18 protein-coding genes and 1 riboswitch are annotated in these 17,916 nt (G+C 62.9%); of the genes, 1 reads left to right on the top strand and 17 read right to left on the bottom strand.

The genetic code is table 11. The annotated features are described in order from the left end of the window. Positions 1-14: 14 nt before the first annotated feature. The 3 genes from JMA46_RS09705 to hisI all read right to left on the bottom strand — a co-directional run bounded on the left by JMA46_RS09705 (position 15) and on the right by hisI (position 2,675). Positions 15-644, bottom strand: coding sequence for a Trp biosynthesis-associated membrane protein (locus tag JMA46_RS09705; RefSeq protein WP_247647212.1), 630 nt, complete (start codon positions 642-644; stop codon positions 15-17). Next, positions 641-2,194 carry an anthranilate synthase component I gene (locus tag JMA46_RS09710; RefSeq protein WP_207345139.1) on the bottom strand — a complete coding sequence of 518 codons (1,554 nt, stop codon included), beginning with the start codon at positions 2,192-2,194 and terminating at the stop codon, positions 641-643. Before JMA46_RS09710 ends, JMA46_RS09705 begins: the two co-directional genes overlap by 4 nt. A gap of 64 nt (positions 2,195-2,258) precedes the next feature. Beyond that, complete coding sequence (gene hisI / locus JMA46_RS09715; protein ID WP_207345140.1) at positions 2,259-2,675, bottom strand: phosphoribosyl-AMP cyclohydrolase; 417 nt, start codon at positions 2,673-2,675, stop codon at positions 2,259-2,261. A 146-nt stretch (positions 2,676-2,821) separates the two neighbouring features. On the opposite strand from hisI, the gene JMA46_RS09720 reads away from it, so the two are divergent. Further along, the gene (locus JMA46_RS09720) at positions 2,822-3,466 is read left to right on the top strand and encodes a TIGR03085 family metal-binding protein (protein WP_207345184.1); all 645 of its coding nucleotides are present in this window, start codon (positions 2,822-2,824) and stop codon (positions 3,464-3,466) included. Between the two features lie 227 nt (positions 3,467-3,693). Here JMA46_RS09720 and hisF read toward each other — a convergent pair whose 3' ends face one another. The 14 genes from hisF to def all read right to left on the bottom strand — a co-directional run bounded on the left by hisF (position 3,694) and on the right by def (position 17,837). Then, positions 3,694-4,464 carry an imidazole glycerol phosphate synthase subunit HisF gene (hisF, locus tag JMA46_RS09725; protein ID WP_207345141.1) on the bottom strand — a complete coding sequence of 257 codons (771 nt, stop codon included), beginning with the start codon at positions 4,462-4,464 and terminating at the stop codon, positions 3,694-3,696. Between the two features lie 8 nt (positions 4,465-4,472). Next, entirely contained in the window at positions 4,473-5,318 is an 846-nt protein-coding gene (gene hisG, locus JMA46_RS09730; protein WP_207345185.1) for an ATP phosphoribosyltransferase, read from the bottom strand. A gap of 92 nt (positions 5,319-5,410) precedes the next feature. Further along, positions 5,411-5,674 carry a phosphoribosyl-ATP diphosphatase gene (locus JMA46_RS09735; RefSeq protein WP_207345142.1) on the bottom strand — a complete coding sequence of 88 codons (264 nt, stop codon included), beginning with the start codon at positions 5,672-5,674 and terminating at the stop codon, positions 5,411-5,413. Positions 5,675-6,110: 436 nt separating this feature from the next. Then, a complete protein-coding gene (gene ribH, locus JMA46_RS09740; RefSeq protein ID WP_207345143.1) occupies positions 6,111-6,599 on the bottom strand; it encodes a 6,7-dimethyl-8-ribityllumazine synthase in 489 nt (162 codons plus the stop codon). Then, the gene (locus JMA46_RS09745) at positions 6,596-7,324 is read right to left on the bottom strand and encodes a GTP cyclohydrolase II (RefSeq protein ID WP_207345144.1); all 729 of its coding nucleotides are present in this window, start codon (positions 7,322-7,324) and stop codon (positions 6,596-6,598) included. The genes ribH and JMA46_RS09745 overlap by 4 nt, the downstream gene beginning before the upstream one ends. After that, positions 7,321-8,013: a 3,4-dihydroxy-2-butanone-4-phosphate synthase gene (ribB, locus tag JMA46_RS09750; RefSeq protein ID WP_247647213.1), complete on the bottom strand. Its 693-nt coding sequence runs from the start codon at positions 8,011-8,013 to the stop codon at positions 7,321-7,323. The genes JMA46_RS09745 and ribB overlap by 4 nt, the downstream gene beginning before the upstream one ends. Beyond that, positions 8,006-8,641 carry a riboflavin synthase gene (locus JMA46_RS09755; RefSeq protein WP_207345146.1) on the bottom strand — a complete coding sequence of 212 codons (636 nt, stop codon included), beginning with the start codon at positions 8,639-8,641 and terminating at the stop codon, positions 8,006-8,008. Before JMA46_RS09755 ends, ribB begins: the two co-directional genes overlap by 8 nt. A 2-nt stretch (positions 8,642-8,643) precedes the next feature. Continuing rightward, positions 8,644-9,813 (bottom strand): bifunctional diaminohydroxyphosphoribosylaminopyrimidine deaminase/5-amino-6-(5-phosphoribosylamino)uracil reductase RibD, encoded by a 1,170-nt coding sequence (ribD, locus tag JMA46_RS09760; protein ID WP_207345147.1) that lies wholly within the window; start codon positions 9,811-9,813, stop codon positions 8,644-8,646. 26 nt (positions 9,814-9,839) lie between these two features. Beyond that, positions 9,840-10,628, bottom strand: coding sequence for a nicotinamide riboside transporter PnuC (gene pnuC, locus JMA46_RS09765; protein WP_207345148.1), 789 nt, complete (start codon positions 10,626-10,628; stop codon positions 9,840-9,842). Between the two features lie 124 nt (positions 10,629-10,752). Beyond that, positions 10,753-10,897, bottom strand: a riboswitch (FMN riboswitch). A gap of 264 nt (positions 10,898-11,161) precedes the next feature. Beyond that, complete coding sequence (locus JMA46_RS09770) at positions 11,162-13,822, bottom strand: PKD domain-containing protein (protein WP_207345149.1); 2,661 nt, start codon at positions 13,820-13,822, stop codon at positions 11,162-11,164. A gap of 200 nt (positions 13,823-14,022) precedes the next feature. Further along, a complete protein-coding gene (gene rpe / locus JMA46_RS09775) occupies positions 14,023-14,700 on the bottom strand; it encodes a ribulose-phosphate 3-epimerase (protein ID WP_207345150.1) in 678 nt (225 codons plus the stop codon). A gap of 61 nt (positions 14,701-14,761) precedes the next feature. Beyond that, complete coding sequence (locus tag JMA46_RS09780; protein WP_207345151.1) at positions 14,762-16,360, bottom strand: transcription antitermination factor NusB; 1,599 nt, start codon at positions 16,358-16,360, stop codon at positions 14,762-14,764. Beyond that, entirely contained in the window at positions 16,357-17,277 is a 921-nt protein-coding gene (fmt, locus tag JMA46_RS09785; RefSeq protein ID WP_207345152.1) for a methionyl-tRNA formyltransferase, read from the bottom strand. The genes JMA46_RS09780 and fmt overlap by 4 nt, the downstream gene beginning before the upstream one ends. Next, positions 17,274-17,837, bottom strand: coding sequence for a peptide deformylase (gene def, locus JMA46_RS09790; protein ID WP_207345153.1), 564 nt, complete (start codon positions 17,835-17,837; stop codon positions 17,274-17,276). Before def ends, fmt begins: the two co-directional genes overlap by 4 nt. Positions 17,838-17,916: the final 79 nt, after the last annotated feature.

Genomic DNA, 17,916 nt, shown 5'->3' on the forward strand with positions numbered 1-17,916 from the left:
GACTCGTGCCGTGATTAAGCCGTGGGGTCTTCCCCGCGGCTGAGCTGGTCCCAGCGGTCAATCTCGTCCACCGGCTCGGCCGGGCCGCCCACCTGGGCCTCTTTGGCGGCGTCGTACTTGGTGCGCACATTCCAGGACCGGCCGAAGAACAGGACCAGTAGCGACACCACTGCCAACACGAGTGCGGCCACCACGGCCAGCACTGGAAAGCCCGTGGTGGTGGCGTTGGAGCCTTGGCCTTCGATGCCTGTTGCGGCACCCACCTCGGACATGGCCGCCGCCACCGGATTGGTCAGCACTCCGAGGACGACGGCGACAATCCCCGCTGCGCTCAGGAACATGATCAACGCTGTGACTACTCGGGCGATTTTCCCGGCGATGCTCGTGGCCAGGGCGCCTGCCAGGGCCACCAGTGCCAGCGCGGAGACAGCCACGGCGGCCTTGCTGCCGGGAATGTTGAGTTCGTTTTGGCCCACCTCGCCCTGAGCGATGGACACGTGGATCCAGGTTTGAGTCGTGGTGCCAAAAACGGCCAGCGCAGCCAGGACGGACAGCAGGATCAACGTGGACTTGCGTTGCCAGAACGGCACGGTCTTGGCCATGGTGTGCGGCGCGTCGGGTGTGTTGGGGATCAGCGTGCTCATGCCGTGCCACCAGCGTTCTCTGCCAGGGCGCGCAACGAGGCCGCTGCATACACTGCCCGAAGCGGGGCTGCCGCCTTGTTGACTGTTTCAAGTGCCTCAGATTCATTGACAGAATCGGCCACAATGCCGCCGCCAGCTTGAACGTAGGCTTTGCCTTCGCGCAGCAGTGCCGAGCGGATGGCAATGGCCATGTCCATGTCACCGGCAAAATCCAGGTAGCCGACCACTCCGCCGTAGATGCCGCGGCGGTGCGGTTCAAGCTCATCCAACAGGCGTAGCGCGCGGGGCTTGGGTGCACCGGACAACGTGCCTGCTGGAAAGGTTGCCGCCAGGACGTCGTAGGCGCTCTTGCCGGGGCTGAGCGTGCCCACCACTGTGGAGACAAGGTGCATGATGTGGCTGAAGCGCTCAACCTCCATGAACTGGGTGACGTCCACCGTGCCCGGTTCGCACACCTTGGAGATGTCGTTGCGGGAAAGGTCAACGAGCATGAGGTGCTCCGAGCGTTCCTTGCTATCTGCCAGCAGGTCCTTGGCTAGCAGTTTGTCTTCCTCCGTGGTGGCACCGCGCGGGCGCGATCCTGCAATGGGGTGCGTAATGACTTCATTGCCCAGGACTGTGACAAGTGCTTCCGGGGAGGAACCCACAATGGAGTACGGCTGGCCGGCCGCGTCCTCGAAGCTGTACAGATACATGTAGGGGCTGGGATTCGTGTTGCGCAGTACCCGGTACACGTCCAGGGCCGTGGCCTCGCACGCCATTTCAAAGCGACGTGAGACCACCACCTGGAACACTTCGCCGTCAACAATGGCCACCTTGGCAAGGTCAATGGCCTTCAAGTATTCGTCGCGGTCCCAGCGTTCCTCGACGCTGTCGGCAAAACTGGCGGCCGGAACGTCAAGGACGGACATGGGCTGCGCCACCGGTGTGCGCAGCTTCTCCACCATGGCGTGTACCCTGGCCACCGCGTCATACCAGGCACCGTCGATGTTCTCATCCGTGCCGTTGGCGTTGATGGCGTTGGCGATCAGCAACACCGTGCCTTCGTTGTTGTCATGCACGGCCATGTCCGCCACCAGATTCAACGCCAGTTCAGGCAGCTTCAAGTCATCAACAGGAGGGGATGGCAACTTCTCCCAGTGCCGCACCGACTCCCAACCAACGAAGCCCACCAGGCCGGAGGTGAAGGGCGGCAGGCCCTCGAAACGTTCGGTGGCCAGCAGCTTCAGCGTGGCCTCCATCGCATCCACCGGGTTGCCTGCCAAGGGAACGCCCACAGGAGGCTCCCCCTGCCAGAACGCCCCGCCGTCGTCCGTGGTCAACGTGGCGCTGGAGCGCACGCCGATGAACGAGTAGCGTGACCAGACGCCGCCCACGGCCGCGGATTCCATCAAAAACGTGCCGGGGGCCTCGGCGGCCAGGCAGCGGTACAGGCCGATGGGGGTTTGCGCGTCGGCGAGGACCTTCAGGTGGACGGGGACCACGCGGCGGGTGCGGGCCAATTCCCGGAATTCCGCCAGCGTGGGGGTGATGACACCTAGATCTTGCATGGAATGTGTGGCCTTCTTCAGTCAAGCGGGTGAACAAGTCTTGGGGGTGGGGCGGGGGCGGGGCTTATTCTCCGCGGCTGCCCACGACCGCTGCGAGCTCGCGGTCATCGAAGCACGTGTGGGTGCCGGTGTGGCAGGCGGCGCCGACTTGGTCCACGGTGATCAGCAGGGCGTCGCCGTCGCAGTCGAGGGCCACCGATTTCACGAACTGGAAGTGGCCGGAGGTGTCTCCCTTGCGCCAATATTCCTGCCGTGATCGCGAGTAGAACGTCACCCGGCCGGAGGTGAGTGTCCGGCGCAACGATTCGTTGTCCATCCATCCGAGCATGAGGACTTCCTTGGAGTCGAACTGCTGGATGATGGCGGCCACGAGGCCTGCCCCGTCGTGTTTGAGCATCGCCAAGACATCCGCCGGCAACTCTAGGGACGGCTGGGGGCTGAAAATTTCGGGCACTGGCTGGGGTTCTGGGCTTTGCTGCATCACTGCCAATTCTAGTGCCAGATGCCGCCGTGACGGGCATTCGTAGTGGGTGTGTGGGGCAAATCGCGCGGCTGTTGCGAAGATCGCGTGCCTTTGCGGCGGTTCCGGCTCCCGTCCGCGGCCAATACATGCTAATTTCACAAGTGATGCAATTTGTAGAACCATCCCGTGAAGTACTCGCCGAGACCCTGCTGGCAGCCGGTCCCGGTGCTCCCACATTGTGCGAAGGATGGCGCACCCAGGAACTGGCCGCGCACCTTTACCTGCGCGAACACAACCCCCGCGTCGGCTTGGGCATGGTCCTGAAGCCCTGGCGCAAGGCGACCGATAAGGCCATCGCTGCCCTCGCCGCTGAGTCAAGCACACCCGCGGCGTTCGCCGAACTTGTGGAGAAGTTCCGTGCAGGCCCGCCCAAGATGTCGCTGTTTGCCTGGAAGCCGATCGACCGCACAGCAAACCTCATCGAATTCTTCGTCCACACCGAGGACGTCCGCCGCGCCACCGACCGCTGGGCGCCCCGGGCACTGGATGCCGACTACTCCGAGGCTCTCTGGGCTGAACTGGTCAAGCGCGCAGCTATTTTGTACCGCAGCGTCGACTTGGGCATCGTGCTGGTCGATCCCCAAGGGCCCCGCCACGTGGCCAAGCGCGCACCCGTCTCGGTGGCCATCATCGGCGAACCCGGGGAGCTGGCCATGCACGCCAACGGCCGCACCGGCCAAGCCCTCGTGACGTTCGAAGGCCAACCCGACGCCGTCGCACTGCTGCAAACCGCAGTGGTCGGCCTCTGAGCACCCTCTCCTACCGACGCTCCCGCACGTTCGGGGTCTCTCTGCCACACCCTCCCGCACCTTTCGGCCACCGGTGTTACACGCTCCTGCAGTTTCAGGGCACCAAACATAAACGCTCCTGCGCTTCCCATTGGATGACCCTTCAGAGCGCAAAAGCGTCGCGAGAATCACCCCAGAAAGTGCAGGAGCGTCGGTAGGTAAAGGCCCGAAAGTGCAGGAGCGTTGGGCTAGCGGACTTCGTAACCGGCGTCGCGGATGGCCTTCTTGACGTCGGCGATGGCGCTGTCCGGGCCAAAGTGGAACACTGACGCAGCCAGCACCGCGTTGGCGCCTGCTGCTACGGCCGGCGGGAAGTGCTCGGGCTTGCCGGCTCCTCCCGAGGCGATGATGGGGATGTGCACGGCCGCGCGGACAAGGCGGATCAGCTCTAGGTCGAAGCCTTCCTTCGTCCCGTCCGCGTCGATCGAATTCAACAGGATCTCCCCCACACCACGGTCGGCCGCTTCCTTGGCCCACTCAATGGCGTCCATTCCGGTGCCTTTGCGCCCGCCGTGCGTGGTCACTTCAAAGCCCGACGGCGTCACAGCACCCTGGGTGCGCCGCGCGTCAACGCTGAGCACGAGAACCTGGGAACCGAAACGCCGGGTGATCTCGTCGATGACGGCAGGGCGCGCGATCGCTGCCGTATTAATGGAAGCCTTGTCGGCACCATAGCGCAGCAGCTTGTCGACGTCGGACACCTCGCGCACTCCCCCGCCCACCGTAAGCGGGATGAAGATCTGCTCGGCTGCCCGGGAGACGACGTCGAAGGTGGTCTCCCGGTTTCCGGACGACGCCGTCACGTCAAGGAACGTCAGCTCATCCGCCCCGGCACGGTCGTAACGCTGTGCCAGCTCAACTGGATCACCGGCGTCGCGCAGGTTCTGGAATTTGACGCCCTTGACCACGCGGCCGGCATCGACGTCAAGGCAGGGGATGACCCTAATGGCAACACTCATGGCTGGCCCTAGATCCTGCAGGCGTGGATGCTGCTGACGAGGATGGCGCGGGCGCCGAGCTCATACAGTTCATCCATGATCCGGTTGGTGTCCTTGGCCGAGACCATGGAGCGCACGGCGACCCAGTCCGAGTCGCGCAACGGGGAAACGGTGGGCGATTCCAGCCCCGGGGTGAGCGCGGTGGCCTGGTCCATGAGCGACTTCGGCACGTCGTAGTCCAGCAGCACGTACTGGCGGGCGACGAGGACACTGTGCAGGCGGCGGATCAGAACTTCGACGCCGGCGGGCGGGGTCACGCCGCGGCGACCAATGAGCAGGGCCTCAGATTTCAAGATGGGCTCGCCAAAAATCTCCATACCAGCGGCCTTGAGTGTGCTGCCGGTTTCCACGACGTCGGCAATGGCGTCTGCGACACCGAGGCGGACCGAGGATTCCACGGCCCCGTCAAGACGGACAACTTGGGCATTGATGCCCAACTCAGTCAGGTATTCGCGCAGCAGCACGTCGTAGCTGGTGGCCAGGCGCTTGCCTTCCAACTCGGCGGCGCTGCTGAAGTGGCCCACCGGGCCGGCGAAGCGGAAGGTGGAGATGGCAAAACCGAGCGGCAGCAGCTCGTCGGCGTCGACCTTTGCATCGAGCAGCAGGTCGCGGCCGGTGATTCCGACGTCGAGCGTGCCAGCACCGACGTAGACGGCGATGTCACGGGGACGGAGGAAAAAGAATTCGACATTGTTTTCAGGGTCTACCATGACCAGCTCGCGGGAATCGCGGCGCTGGCGGTAGCCGGCCTCCGCCAACATCGCTGAAGCGGCTTCGGACAGGGCACCCTTGTTGGGGACGGCAACACGCAGCATAAGGAAAAGTTCTTTCAGATCGTATATAGCAATAGGTTTGGGCATTTTGTGCAATGCCAGTTCAGGGTTGGTCAAGCAGCCACGGCGTGTGGCTAGAGATGCTTGTAGACGTCCTGAAGGGTCAAACCCTTGGCGATCATCATGACCTGCAGGTGGTAGAACAGCTGGGAAATCTCCTCGGCGCAGGCCTCGTCCGACTCATACTCGGCGGCCATCCACACCTCGGCGGCTTCCTCAACCACTTTCTTGCCGATGCCGTGAATGCCGGATTCAAGTTCGATCACGGTACGGGAGCCAGCGGGCCGGGCTGCGGCTTTCTCGCTGAGCTCATCAAAAAGGGATTCGAAGGTCTTCACGCTGACCACCTTACTTGCTTCGACACTGCTTTGAGGATTTTGAGACAAGGCGTGTCCAGCATGTGAACAGATCTGGGAAGCAGATTTAGGGCCCGGGCGCCTGAAACCGCGCATGCGCCACATGCCCGCGCCCGCCCCTTAAGACCGCCGTTGCGCATCAGCTGGATTGCGGTCGAGGGACGTGAACGAGGTCGAAGCGCGGGCACTCGGCTAGCACCCAAGCCAGTCGTTGTTGTTCCGGACACTGCGCCATTCAGGCACAAACGCATCTTGCCTGCTCGTGCGCCTATGCTGGCGTGCAAGCAGACAAGATGCGCCGGATCGTTAGAGATAAATGCCCGGAACATGCAGGAGCGTCCGGTTGTAACGGCCGGAAGCTGCAGGAGCGTTGGTAGGTGGGGGCGGTATATTCCCTCCCCTGGCCTTCAATCAGGGTTTAGACGTCCAGTGCTGCCAGGGTCAGGGCTGTGGACAGGGCTGCCGTGATGGCTTCGTGGCCCTTGTCTTCAACCGAACCCGGCAGGCCGGCGCGGGCGATGCCCTGCTCCTCGGTGTCGCACGTCAGCACGCCAAAGCCGATCGGCTTGCCGCTGCGCACACTGACGTCGGTCAGGCCCATGGTTGCCGCCTGGCACACGTACTCAAAGTGGGGTGTGCCGCCGCGAATGACCACGCCCAGTGCCACCACCACATCGAACTTCGCGGACAATCGGGCTGCCGCCACGGGAAGCTCAAAACTGCCGGGGACACGCACCACCACAGGATTCTCAACACCCGCGTCAGCCGCGCCGCGCATGGCTCCGGCCAGCAGTCCGTCCATGATTTGGGTGTGCCAGCTGGCCGCCACGATGGCAACCTTCATACCGGCTGCCCGTGACTTTTCTTCCGTGCCAAATCCAATGCCTGGTGCTCCGTGGCCGCTCATGCTGTGTGTCCTTTCGTCGATGATGGAGTGGTGTCAGTTTTCGGCGCTGTGTTCGTCGGCGCGGTGTCCGACGGCGTTGTGATGGAGAGCGCATGGTGCATGCGGTCCCGCTTGGTTTTCAGGTAGCGCAGGTTTTCGGCCCGGGCAGGAACCTCGGTGGGGACCACCTTGACCACGTCAATGCCATGGCCCAGAAGTTGTTCCTGTTTCAACGGGTTGTTGCTCAGCAGCGCAATGCGCAGCAGGCCCAGCGAACGCAGGATTCCGGCTGCGGCCGCGTAGTCGCGCCCGTCAACGGGCAGCCCCAATTGTTCATTGGCTTCGACGGTGTCCGCGCCGGCTTCCTGCAGGCTGTAGGCGCGCATCTTATTGGCCAAGCCGATACCGCGGCCTTCGTGACCGCGTAGGTACACCAAGGTTCCGCCGCGGCGGTGGATCACTTCTAGTGCGAAGTCCAGCTGTTCGCCGCAATCGCAGCGGTAGGAACCGAAGACGTCCCCTGTCAGGCACTCCGAGTGCAGACGCACCAGCGGAACGTATTCCTCCCCTGCCAGCCCAGTCTCCCCCGCAACGGCAGCAGCATCTGCTGACTCACCGGGTGCGCTGAGGCTCAAATGTTCTGCACCCGTGGCAGAGACCACCCACGCCTGGGCTTCGAAGGTGCCAAAGCGGGTGGGCAACTGCACCACGGGGCCGCCCGTCACGGCAGGCTGCTCACCGCTCATGCCGACATCCCGTCCAGCCCAGTGGCTTCCGGCCCGGCAGCGTCTAACCCGGCAGCGTCCAGCCCAGCCACGTGCGCTACGAGATCAGCGATGGAAACCAGTACCAAACCATGTTCGTTAGCGAAGTCGCGCAGGCTGTGGAGGCGCATCATCTCCCCGGAGTCATCGACGACTTCGGCGATCACCGCAACAGGTTCACAGCCTGCCAATCTGCACAGTTCAACTGACGCTTCGGTGTGACCCGGGCGTTGGCGCACTCCCCCGGCCACCGCGCGAAGGGGGAATATGTGCCCGGGGCGGGTGACGGCGTCGGGCATGGACAACGGGTTGGCCAAGATGGTGGCAGTCAGCGAGCGATCGGTGGCGCTGATGCCGGTGCTGACCCCGAACGCCGCATCGCAGCTGACGGTGTAGGCGGTGCCTTTAGCGTCCTGGTTGTGCGCGACCATGGGCGGCAAGGCCAGGCGATCGGCGTGGGCGTCATCCATGGGGATGCAGACCACCCCGGAGCTGTGCCGGATGGTCCAGCCCATGAGTGCGGGGGTGCTATATTGGGCGGCGAAGATGATGTCGCCCTCGTTCTCGCGGTCTTCGTCGTCGACCACAAGCACGGCCTCCCCGCGCCCCATGGCGGCAATGGCCATGTTGATGGGGTCCAGGAGCGTTTCGGGGATGATGGTTTCACTCATGTCCGGCATCCTTCAATGTGGAGAATTCCAGCAGGCGCTCAGCGTATTTGGCCAGCACGTCAACCTCCAGGTTCACCGCGCCGCCCACCGCCTTCGCGCCCAAACCGGTCTTGGCCAGGGTGACGGGGATGAGCCCCACCTCAAACCACTGCTGCGCTTCGGCGGCCGGGCTGACGGCGGTGACCGTGAGCGAGACGCCGTCAATGGCGATGGAGCCCTTTTCGGCGATGTAGCGTGACAGTTCCGTGGGGACGGCAAAACGCAGCCGCTCCCACTTGCTCTGGTTTTCACGCTCCAACAGCGAGCCTGTGCCGTCCACATGTCCCTGTACAACGTGCCCGTCAAGGCGCCCGCCGGCAGGAACGCAGCGTTCAAGGTTCACCGTGTCCCCGCTGGAAAGTTCGCCGGTGGTGGTGCGCACAAGGGTCTCGCCCATGACGTCAACTTCCACCGTGCCGCGCTCGAGCCGCACTGCTGTGAGGCACACGCCATTGACCGCCAGCGAGCCGCCCAGCTCAAGGCCGCCCAGTACGTCTCCGGCGTTGAGCACCAGCACGGCGCTGTCGGACTCCGGGTGCAGGTCAACGCGCTGCACTGTGCCGCGTCCTTCAATGATTCCGGTAAACATTTCTATCCTCTTTCTGTGCTGGCGGCGGCAGCGGAACCGGCAGCATCGCCGGCATCCTTCGCTGCGGCCTTGGCCGGCATAAGCGTCAATTTCAAGTCCGGCCCCAGCACTTCAACTGGTCCGGTGGTGGTCCCGTCCCACTCCCAGCGCTGCGCCTCGGCAAGCGTGCCGATGCCCAGGTCCGTCAGCGCAGGGATGCCGGCGCCGAGCAGTGTGGGGGCCAAATACACCACAAGTTCATCCACGAGGCCCTTCGCCAGGAACGCTCCGCTGATCATCGACCCACCTTCGATCATCAGGTGGCCCACTCCGCGCTCCTGCAGTTCACGCACGACGGCGGCAGGGTCGTGGGTGTGCAGGGCCAGGAAGTCTTCGTCCCCCAGGCGGTCTGGGCTGCTCGGGGTGCCTGATGCGCCGCGGACAGCCGCATCGGCAGCAATTTCGCGCAAGCCCATGACCACCCGCAAGGGTTGGTGGTGTGTGTCAGAACCGTCGGCGGCACGCGCGGTAAGGCGCGGGTTGTCCGCCATGACGGTTCCGGTGCCCACCACAATGGCATCTACGCGGGCACGCAGGTCGTGAGAGTCCTGGCGGGATTCCTTCGAGGTGATCCATTGGCTGGTGCCATCCACGGCAGCAATCCTGCCGTCCACTGTTTGCGCCAGGCGGGCGGTGATGAAAGGACGTTTTTCACGCACGGCCACAAACCACTGCCGGTTCAGGTCTTCGGCTTCTGCAGCCATGAGTCCCATGCGGACATTGATGCCTTCATTGTGGAGGACTTCGGCGCCTCCTGAGGCCGGCTGATGCGGGTCCCTGACAGCAAACACCACATTGCCAATACCGGCGTCAAGAATGGCCTGCGTGCAGGGACCTGTGCGGCCCACATGGTTGCACGGTTCGAGTGTCACAATGAGCGTGGCGGCGGAAAGGTCCCGTTTGACTCCGGTCCCCAGCAGGCGGTTGATAACGTCCGTTTCTGCGTGGGGAGTGCCTGCGCCACGGTGGTAGCCGATGGCAAGGAACGTGCCGTCGGCGTCGATAATGGCAGCACCCACCAGCGGGTTGGCCCCGCGAACACCCTGCCTGGCGGCAGATAATGCCGTTTCCATGCCGAGAGTTTCGGCTGCGGTGAAGTGCCCTAAGTCATGGCCGAAGGGTCCGGAATTCATGAAGCCTGAGTCCATGGAATTGAATTTCACAGTTTTGCCTCTTTCTTGCCCGCAGTGGTGTGAGTGCCCACTGTTTCAGTGCCCACGGTGCCAGTTCCCACGGTGATATCGGGGAAGGTGGTGTCCACTGACACAGTGCGGGCTTGGACGTCGCTAGTGTGCCGCACCCTCCACCAGACGAAGAATCCGGTCAGCGTGAAGGCCCCGTAGAAGATGTACATGAAGGCGGAGGCGTAGTAGCCGGCGCTAAACAGCAACGGCACGCCCACCAAGTCCACAGCGACCCAGATCAGCCAGAACTCAACCCAACCCTTGGCCATGCCATAGGTGGCCAGCAACGAGCCCATGAAGATCCAGGCGTCAGCCCAGACAGGTTCGTAGGAGCCCATGAGCCGGAAAATGGGGGTGAGGATGGCGGTGCCACCCACCATGGCTGCGAGTAGGAGCCAGCGTGCCTTGGCCCCGGCCCACTGAGGTTCGACCGCCTGGCCCACGTGCGCGCCGTCGTCGTCCTTCTTGTGCCGGGTCTGGTTCCAGCGCTGCCAACCATAGATGGAGACGGCGATGAACATGATTTGGCGGCCGGCCTGGCCCAGCAGGTTCACACGGTCCGGGGAGCCGAAGACGGTGCCCATGAAGACGGTGAAAAGCAGGAGGTTGCCGACTATGCCCACCGGCCAAGCCCAGATTTTGCGGCGCATGCCGCCGAGGGCGCTGGCGAGCCCAAAAAGATTGCCTATGACTTCTCGCCATAAAATGAATCCGCCACCGGCGAATTCAAGTTTGGCTTCAAAGAGCCATCGCAGAACGTCCATCGTTACCCTTGCCCTTTCGAGACCGCGATGGCTCCGGGGGTAACGTACAGCGGCGCGCAGGGTACAAGGACGGGCGAAAAGCAGGAACGCTTCTGCCACACCCCTGACCTGGCGGCCAAGACTGTTCGTGCTTCTCCCATCCAGACTTTAACTGTCGGTTCCGGAATTTCACCAGATCAACCGAACGCGTCCTGCTGTTGCCAGCTGGCTGCGTGCGGGTCGCGGACTATAACCGCCGGTTCGGAATTACACCGACCCCGGAGCACGTAAAAAAACATTTTTGGATCCGACGATTGCCGGAACCACTTTCATTATGGCACCCAATGCGCCGGCATGCTAAATCTTATCGGCACTGCCCTCAAGTAGATGCTGAATCCGGCGCGTCTCAGGCGCTGCGGTGAGATCCGAAATCCGCCGTACCCGCATTTTCAGCTCCATGGAAAAAAGCTTCAACGGCCAGATCCACAACCCTACATCTGGGCCACACCACCAGACGCCAGCGAGTTCCCATCCGCAGAGGGGCCCGCCGCTGCCTAGTGTGTTTTACTAGCCTGCAGGTTATCAAAAGTGACTGTCGCGGGGTTTGGTGCCCCGCTGGTGCTGAGGTAGGTGTATATACCAATGGCTCCTGGCGCTTGCAAGGCCGCAGTAGAATCGGTGGAATTGAGCTGCCAAGTGGCCGGTTCTACCGTGCCGGTCTTCCAAACTTTGGCTGAGATGGTAGTCGGAGAGCTGCCGGTGACTTGGAGACGCAGCTGGAGCTTGTCCCCGCTGACCAAGCTCAAACCTGGGACGGTGACAGTCTTCAGCAAAGTATCGGTGTTCAACTGTAAGTGCAACTGCACGTATCCCGTTGAGCTGGCGACAACCCGGGCCCCGTATGAGGACGTACCGACCCGCCGTCCGATCAGCCCAGCGTAGACACTGCTGACCGTGGGCCGGTTGACACCGACGGTGGCTTGGACGTCCGTGTCACTGGAAGAAACCGCATTGAGATAGGCGTAATTGTTCTTTTTGGCCAAGCCTGTAATCGCAGCGGCACCGCCGTTGACGGAGTAGCTGTTGGTCGCTCCGGTAACACTCCACGCCCCTCCAATCTCGGCGCTGCCGAAGCCGGAGGCAACGGAACGACTAAAGCTGTCTGTCGCTAAAATCTTGCCATCCGGGGGCGTGATGGCAGCCACCGTTACCTGGTGGGTGATAGTGCCTTTGGCTCCCTGGTCGTCGGTGACGGTCAATGCGACGTTGTAGCTACCGGCTTTAGCATAGGCGTGAGAGACTGTCGGGCCGGATCCGGTGCCCCCGTCACCAAACGTCCATGCGTAGGAAACAATCGTCCCGTCCGGATCTTTTGACGCTGAACCGTCAAAATCAGCAACCAGCGCGTCTGTGCTGTTCGTGAAAGCAGCCACTGGAGACAAGTTGGGCACTTGGCCGCCACCGCCTCCGGACGTGGTTGCAGTGGCCGTAAGGTCGAAGCTGATGTCCTTAGTTCCGTGGTAATTCAGGTGTGATTCAGCTGCGATAGTATTGGTTCCATTTACCAAGAGTGACACTGGGACCTCAAACACCGCTGGGTTCGCGAGGGCGACCGGATTTTTTGTGGACGAAGTGGCGTAGGTGTTGATCGTCACAGGACCCGCCGGCATATTGCTCCGGCCCACTTCAGAGCCGTTGACGAAGACGACGACTCCATCATCGGCGAGGACGCTGAAGGATAGTTTCGTCACGGCGGAAACCGATTCCACAGTAAATTTTTTCACGAAGTAGGCGGCTAGAGGCCGACTACTGGTGGCCCCACTGACGTCAATATTTGTGCCAAGCCCGGTGGAACCGAATCCGAGCACACCGGGGCCTGACCCCCAAGTCGACACGTCATACCCGGGATTTTTCCACGCCAGATCCGGAGCGGATTGGGCAAAGCGCCAACTCCAACTCGACTTCGCAGGGACGACGACACTTTCCACTCCCGGAACGGAGGTGACTGTCACAGAAGCAGTTTTCGACGCCGTACCACCCTGACTATCGGTGACCAGGAGAGTGACCGAATAAGTACCGGCGGCTGCATACTCATGCGACGGCGCGATTCCGCTGCCCGCCGTTCCGTCTCCAAAAGTCCATTTGTATCCAGCTACACCCCCAGCTCCTGAGGACCCAGCGGCGTTAAACGTTCCAGAGAGACCCTTGGTCGTGGCGGTAAACGCTGCCACTGGCGCTACGACGCTCCCGAACGTTACCCGTTGAACGGAAAGAACTTCGGCAGAACTAACGACCTTCACCTTCAGCCATTCGGCCCCGTTAGGACCGCCCCGGACGGTGAATCGAGAAAGGTTGGGGACCGCAGCCGTGATGCCGTAGTACGCCAACCATTTTGAGGCGGCCAGAGGCTTATCGCTGGCGAAAGTGTGGGTATCTCCGTTGAACAAGTACACGGGCTTGCCATATGCCAAAGCTTCAGCGGCAATAACCTTCACCAACTGGCCGTAGGCAGTGATATTCGGTGTCCCGGTGAACATGTCTGCCTGCGTCATCAGAACCACGGCCCTGCTGTTGTTCGTCTTCGCTGTGGCAAAAACGCTGCGGATGAGTGAAATATCCGCGGCGGTTCTGGCAACCACTTCTGCCTTCTGTTCAGGTGTGACAGCAGTGTTGCCGCTCCACCATCCCAGCCCATTCGACGGGCCAACAATATGGACCATGCCAACAGTGATGTCTTGCTGTTGCAACAGTACGTTTTCCGGATAGCCTGGCTGTGCAGTGACGTCCACCGGGTTCTGACCAAGACTGCGGCCCGGTTGGGGGAAGAAAACTTGGCGTATAGCGGCCAGACGGTTCAAGGGATTAGCCGCCCCAACGGATGCATCAGAGCAATCACTCCACTCATTGTCACCGGGCGTATAAAGGAGTGGATCCGAAAATAGGTCGAAGTTGGACTTGATGGTGGAATAGTACGAATCGGAGCAGTTGGGCGGTCCGCCGATATCCCCCAGATGACCCACCATCTGCACATCGGGATCGGCATTGATCTGCCCAATGCGCTGCGGAAACACGGACAACTGTGCGGCTCCGTACGGCATATCACCGATTACGGCAAAGCTGAACGGTGAAGCAGCCGCGACCGGTGCAGCCAGCACGGGTGTGAGGGCCAAAGCAAATATTGCCCCCGTGAGGACCGAAGCAAGCCTGCGTTTCACGCTGTCTCCTAAAAGTTGGTTGGCCAACCTATGAGACCTGCTTGCCAGGGAACGAATCTATGCCAACCGTGCCGCACACCCTCCCAAAGCCAATTCCTACCACACGCCGGTAACGGAACTCTACTAGCCACTCGAATATCTGTCCACGGATGTCACCGCTCAAATATCTTCGAGGCTTTTCTATCAAGGCCATGGGCGATTCAACGGAAGGCCAGCTGCCCCTTGGCGCGCAGCGCATCGATGGCCTCGGCCGGAGACGGCTTGCCGTACACGGCGGAGCCCGCCACGAAAACGTTGGCCCCGGCTTCTGCCGCGCGGGTGATGGTCTCCTCCGTGATGCCGCCATCCACCTGAATGGCCACGTTGATGCCGCTGCCTTCTATGGCGGCGAGGGCGCGGCGGATCTTGGGCAGCGTGACGTCCAGGAACGCCTGGCCGCCGAAGCCGGGCTCAACCGTCATGATCAACAGCATGTCCAGTTCGGTGAGCATGTCCAGGTACGGTTCCACCGGCGTGGCCGGGCGCAGTGCCATGCCGGCCTTGGATCCCCTGGCCCGCAATTCCCTGGCCAGCTTGATGGGAGCGTCGGAAGCCTCCACATGGAACGTCACCGAAGCGAGCCCGGCGTCCGCGTAGAGCGGCGCCCAGCGGTCGACGTCGGCAATCATCAGGTGCGCGTCCAACGGCACGGCGCTGACTTGCTGAATCCGCTCCACCACCGGCAGCCCAATCGTCAAATTGGGCACAAAGTGGTTATCCATGACGTCGACGTGCACTGCGTCGGCATTCGCAATGCGGTCCAGTTCAGCCTCAAGGTTGACGAAGTCCGCCGACAGGATGCTGGGGTTGATGCAACAGGCAAGTGAAGAGCTGGTCATGGTGAACCTCATCTTTGTGCTTGGGGTTGGGTACTGGGAGTTGCGGCTAAGTGCTAAAGCATCAGTTCTTGCGGATCAGGGCCAGGAACATGGCGTCGCTATGGTGGATGTGTGGCCACAGCTGCGCCATTTTCTCGTGTCCGGGAATGGTCGAGGTGGCGTTGCCGGCGTGCAGGTTGCCACTGAGGCTGACAGAATCCAGGACGCTTCCGGCGTCGAGCAGTTCCACGTCGTCGCGTTTACGCAGCGAGTCATCGACGACGGCGATCGTCTCAGCGACGTGGGGCGAGCACGTCACATACGCCACCACTCCCCCGGGTTTGACGGCGGCCAAGGCTGAGTCGAGCAGTTCACGCTGCAACCGGCCCAGTTCGCCCACGTCGGAGAGTTGGCGGCGCCACCGGGACTCGGGACGACGGCGCAAGGCTCCCAGTCCGGTGCAGGGCGCATCGACCAGAATCCGGTCAAAAGCGTCGGGGTGCTCGCGGCCAATGTCGCGGCCGTCGCCGGTGCGCACGGTCCAAGTGTCTTCCGGCACGGCGCCGAGGGCTTGCGAGACCAGCTTCGCACGGTGCGCAGAGGGCTCGTTGGCAAGAATCCAGGCACCCTTTTGCGCGGCCAGTGCTGCCAGCAGGGCAGCCTTGCCACCGGGGCCGGCGCACAGATCAAGCCAGCGCTCTTCGCCCTCGTCCCCGTCGGTGGCACCCAGGTCGGTGGCAATTTCGACGGCGGCCAGTGCGCGGGCCACCAGCTGGGAGCCTGCGTCCTGAACGCGGACGGAACCGTCACGCACGCTCTCCAGCCGGCTCAGGTCCCCGCCGGAGGACAGCGCTGAGTCAGCCACCAGTTCGCCAGGGGTGAAGCCGGCCTCGAAGGCCTCGGACAAGTCGCCCAGGCCGGGCAGCGCCACCAAGTTCACCACGGGAGCCTGGTTGTCAGCCTCCAGCAGCGCGGTGATTTCGGAAATATCACGGCCGTGGGCCACCAGCGCCTGGCGCATGGCACGCACAATCCACTCGGGATGAGAGTGCTCGATCGAGGCAATCTTCACCTCGTCGGTCAGGCCCTCCGTCAGTTCCTCGAGCCACTGCGGAAGTTCCTTCGCCGCCACCTTGCGCAGCACGGCGTTGACAAGCCCGGAGGGTCCGGCACCGATGACGGCACGCGCCAGCCCCACCGTCTGGTCCAAGGCGGCGTGTGTTGGCACGCGCATGGCCATCAGCTGGTGCGCGCCAATGCGCAATGCATCCAGGATGGCCGGATCCAACTCGCTCAGCGGGCGGTCCACGCACTTGGCCAAGATTGCGTCGTAAGTGCCCTGGGCTCGCAGCGCACCGTAGGTCAGTTCCGTGGCAAAGCCTGCGTCGCGGCGGTCAAGACCGTGGCGCCGGATGCGGGTGGGCAGCACGAGGTTCGCGTAGGCATCATCGCCGGAGACGGCGCGCAACACCTCAAAGGCGACTAGGCGTGCCGGGTCGGCAACGCGTGTGCGTTGGCCGGGGGCCGTATCCGTCCTGTTCCGGCCGGTACTTCGATTGCGTTCACGCCCCGCAGCGTCCCGGCGCTTCACACCGCCGGAGTTCCCCGGCTGGCCCGACTGGTCCCGCTGTCCCGACTGCTGGTTTTGGTGGCTCGAACGTCCGCCTTGCTCGCTGGTCATTCAAACACCACATCTTCCTTGTTGGCCAGGCCGCGGGCCCAGTCCGTTGCTTTCATAAGTTTTTTGCCGGCTGGCTGGACATCCACCAGTTCAACGGAGTGTGAGCCGGTCCCCACCAGAACGGCTTTCCCGTCGACGCGAAGGCGGGCCGGTTCAAGGTCCATGACGTCGGTACGCAGCTGCACTGGTCCCAGCTTGAAACGCTGCCCGCCGAGCATGGTCCATGCTCCGGGCTCGGTGGTGACGCCGCGGATGCGCCGGGAAATGGCCAGCGCGGGGTTGTCCCAGTGCACGTGGCCGTCCTCAAGAGTCAGTTTGGGCGCCAGGGAGACTTCCCCTTGCTGCGGCACTCCGCTGAGGGCGCCGGCGGCAAGGCCGTCAATGGTCTGCACCAGCAGCATGGCGCCGCTGTGCGACAGCCGTTCTAGCAGCACGGCACCGGTGTCCGTGGGGCGGATGCTCTCCGTCAAAGTGCCGAAGACGGGTCCCGTGTCGAGGCCCTGTTCCAGCAGGAACGTGGACGCACCGGTGATTTCATCGCCGTTGATCACCGAATGTTGCACAGGCGCGGCGCCACGCCAGGCTGGCAGCAGCGAGAAGTGCAGGTTGATCCAACCGTGCGCCGGAATGCGCAGCGCGCTTTCGGGGACGAGCGCCCCGTACGCTACGATCGCCGCTACATCAGGTGCCGCTGCGGCAATGGCGGCGGCAGCCTCGGCGTCGACCTTGTTTGCCTTGATTACGGGCAGTCCCAGCTCGGCGGCGCGCGCAGCCACGGGCGACGGCGTGAGGATGCGTTTACGGCCCAGCGGCGCGTCGGGGCGGGTCAGCACAGCGACGATCTGGTGCCCGGCAGCCCGCAACGCTTCAAGGGAGGGCAGCGCAACAGCTGGTGTCCCGGCAAACAGCACCCTCATTGGGCGGCCCCTGCACCAAAGGCCGAGCCGACGGTGAGGGCGCGCTTGGCCACGGTTCCGGCCGTCACGTCCTGATAGTTCGCCATGCGGATGGCACGCAGGGCTTCCTTGCGGTCTTCGCCTTCCAACCGGTCAACGTACAACGTGCCGTTCAGGTGGTCTGTTTCATGCTGGAAGCATTTGGCCAAGGTGCCGGCGGCTTCCATGTCGATGGGGTTATTGTCCATGTCGACTCCGGTGATTCGCACCCAGCGGTGCCGCGCAACGTGGAAGCCCAGGCCGGGAACCGACAGGCAGCCCTCGGGCTCGGCCGGGGCGAAGTCGTCGCTGGCGACTAGGACGGGGTTGATGATATGCCCTTGCGCACCGTCCACGGAGTACGTGAAGATGCGTTTGTTCACCCCGATTTGCGGTGCTGCCAAGCCGGCACCGCGGACATCGACCATGGTTTCGCGCATGTCCTCAATGAGCTTGGCCAGTTCAGGGCCAAAAACCGTCACCTCTTCGGCGACGGTTCTCAGGACAGGGTCGCCAATGATGCGAATGCTCAGGATGGCCATGGGTGGGCACCTCACTTTGGTGTTGTTACTCGAGTGTCATTGCTTGGGTGTTGTTGCGGACCGGTTCCGGTGCGCTAAA

The sequence above is a fragment of the Arthrobacter sp. E3 genome (assembly GCF_017353415.1).
Lineage (GTDB): Bacteria > Actinomycetota > Actinomycetes > Actinomycetales > Micrococcaceae > Specibacter.

Excerpts from the sequence above, each read along its gene's own strand:
- JMA46_RS09705 (WP_247647212.1), bottom strand. The coding sequence starts at position 644 with ATGAGCACGCTGATCCCCAACACACCCGACGCGCCGCACACCATGGCC.
- JMA46_RS09710 (WP_207345139.1), bottom strand. The coding sequence starts at position 2,194 with ATGCAAGATCTAGGTGTCATCACCCCCACGCTGGCGGAATTCCGGGAA.
- hisI (WP_207345140.1), bottom strand. The coding sequence starts at position 2,675 with ATGCAGCAAAGCCCAGAACCCCAGCCAGTGCCCGAAATTTTCAGCCCC.
- JMA46_RS09720 (WP_207345184.1), top strand. The coding sequence starts at position 2,822 with ATGCAATTTGTAGAACCATCCCGTGAAGTACTCGCCGAGACCCTGCTG.
- hisF (WP_207345141.1), bottom strand. The coding sequence starts at position 4,464 with ATGAGTGTTGCCATTAGGGTCATCCCCTGCCTTGACGTCGATGCCGGC.
- hisG (WP_207345185.1), bottom strand. The coding sequence starts at position 5,318 with ATGCTGCGTGTTGCCGTCCCCAACAAGGGTGCCCTGTCCGAAGCCGCT.
- ribH (WP_207345143.1), bottom strand. The coding sequence starts at position 6,599 with ATGAGCGGCCACGGAGCACCAGGCATTGGATTTGGCACGGAAGAAAAG.
- JMA46_RS09745 (WP_207345144.1), bottom strand. The coding sequence starts at position 7,324 with ATGAGCGGTGAGCAGCCTGCCGTGACGGGCGGCCCCGTGGTGCAGTTG.
- ribB (WP_247647213.1), bottom strand. The coding sequence starts at position 8,013 with ATGAGTGAAACCATCATCCCCGAAACGCTCCTGGACCCCATCAACATG.
- JMA46_RS09755 (WP_207345146.1), bottom strand. The coding sequence starts at position 8,641 with ATGTTTACCGGAATCATTGAAGGACGCGGCACAGTGCAGCGCGTTGAC.
- ribD (WP_207345147.1), bottom strand. The coding sequence starts at position 9,813 with ATGAATTCCGGACCCTTCGGCCATGACTTAGGGCACTTCACCGCAGCC.
- pnuC (WP_207345148.1), bottom strand. The coding sequence starts at position 10,628 with ATGGACGTTCTGCGATGGCTCTTTGAAGCCAAACTTGAATTCGCCGGT.
- rpe (WP_207345150.1), bottom strand. The coding sequence starts at position 14,700 with ATGACCAGCTCTTCACTTGCCTGTTGCATCAACCCCAGCATCCTGTCG.
- JMA46_RS09780 (WP_207345151.1), bottom strand. The coding sequence starts at position 16,360 with ATGACCAGCGAGCAAGGCGGACGTTCGAGCCACCAAAACCAGCAGTCG.
- fmt (WP_207345152.1), bottom strand. The coding sequence starts at position 17,277 with ATGAGGGTGCTGTTTGCCGGGACACCAGCTGTTGCGCTGCCCTCCCTT.
- def (WP_207345153.1), bottom strand. The coding sequence starts at position 17,837 with ATGGCCATCCTGAGCATTCGCATCATTGGCGACCCTGTCCTGAGAACC.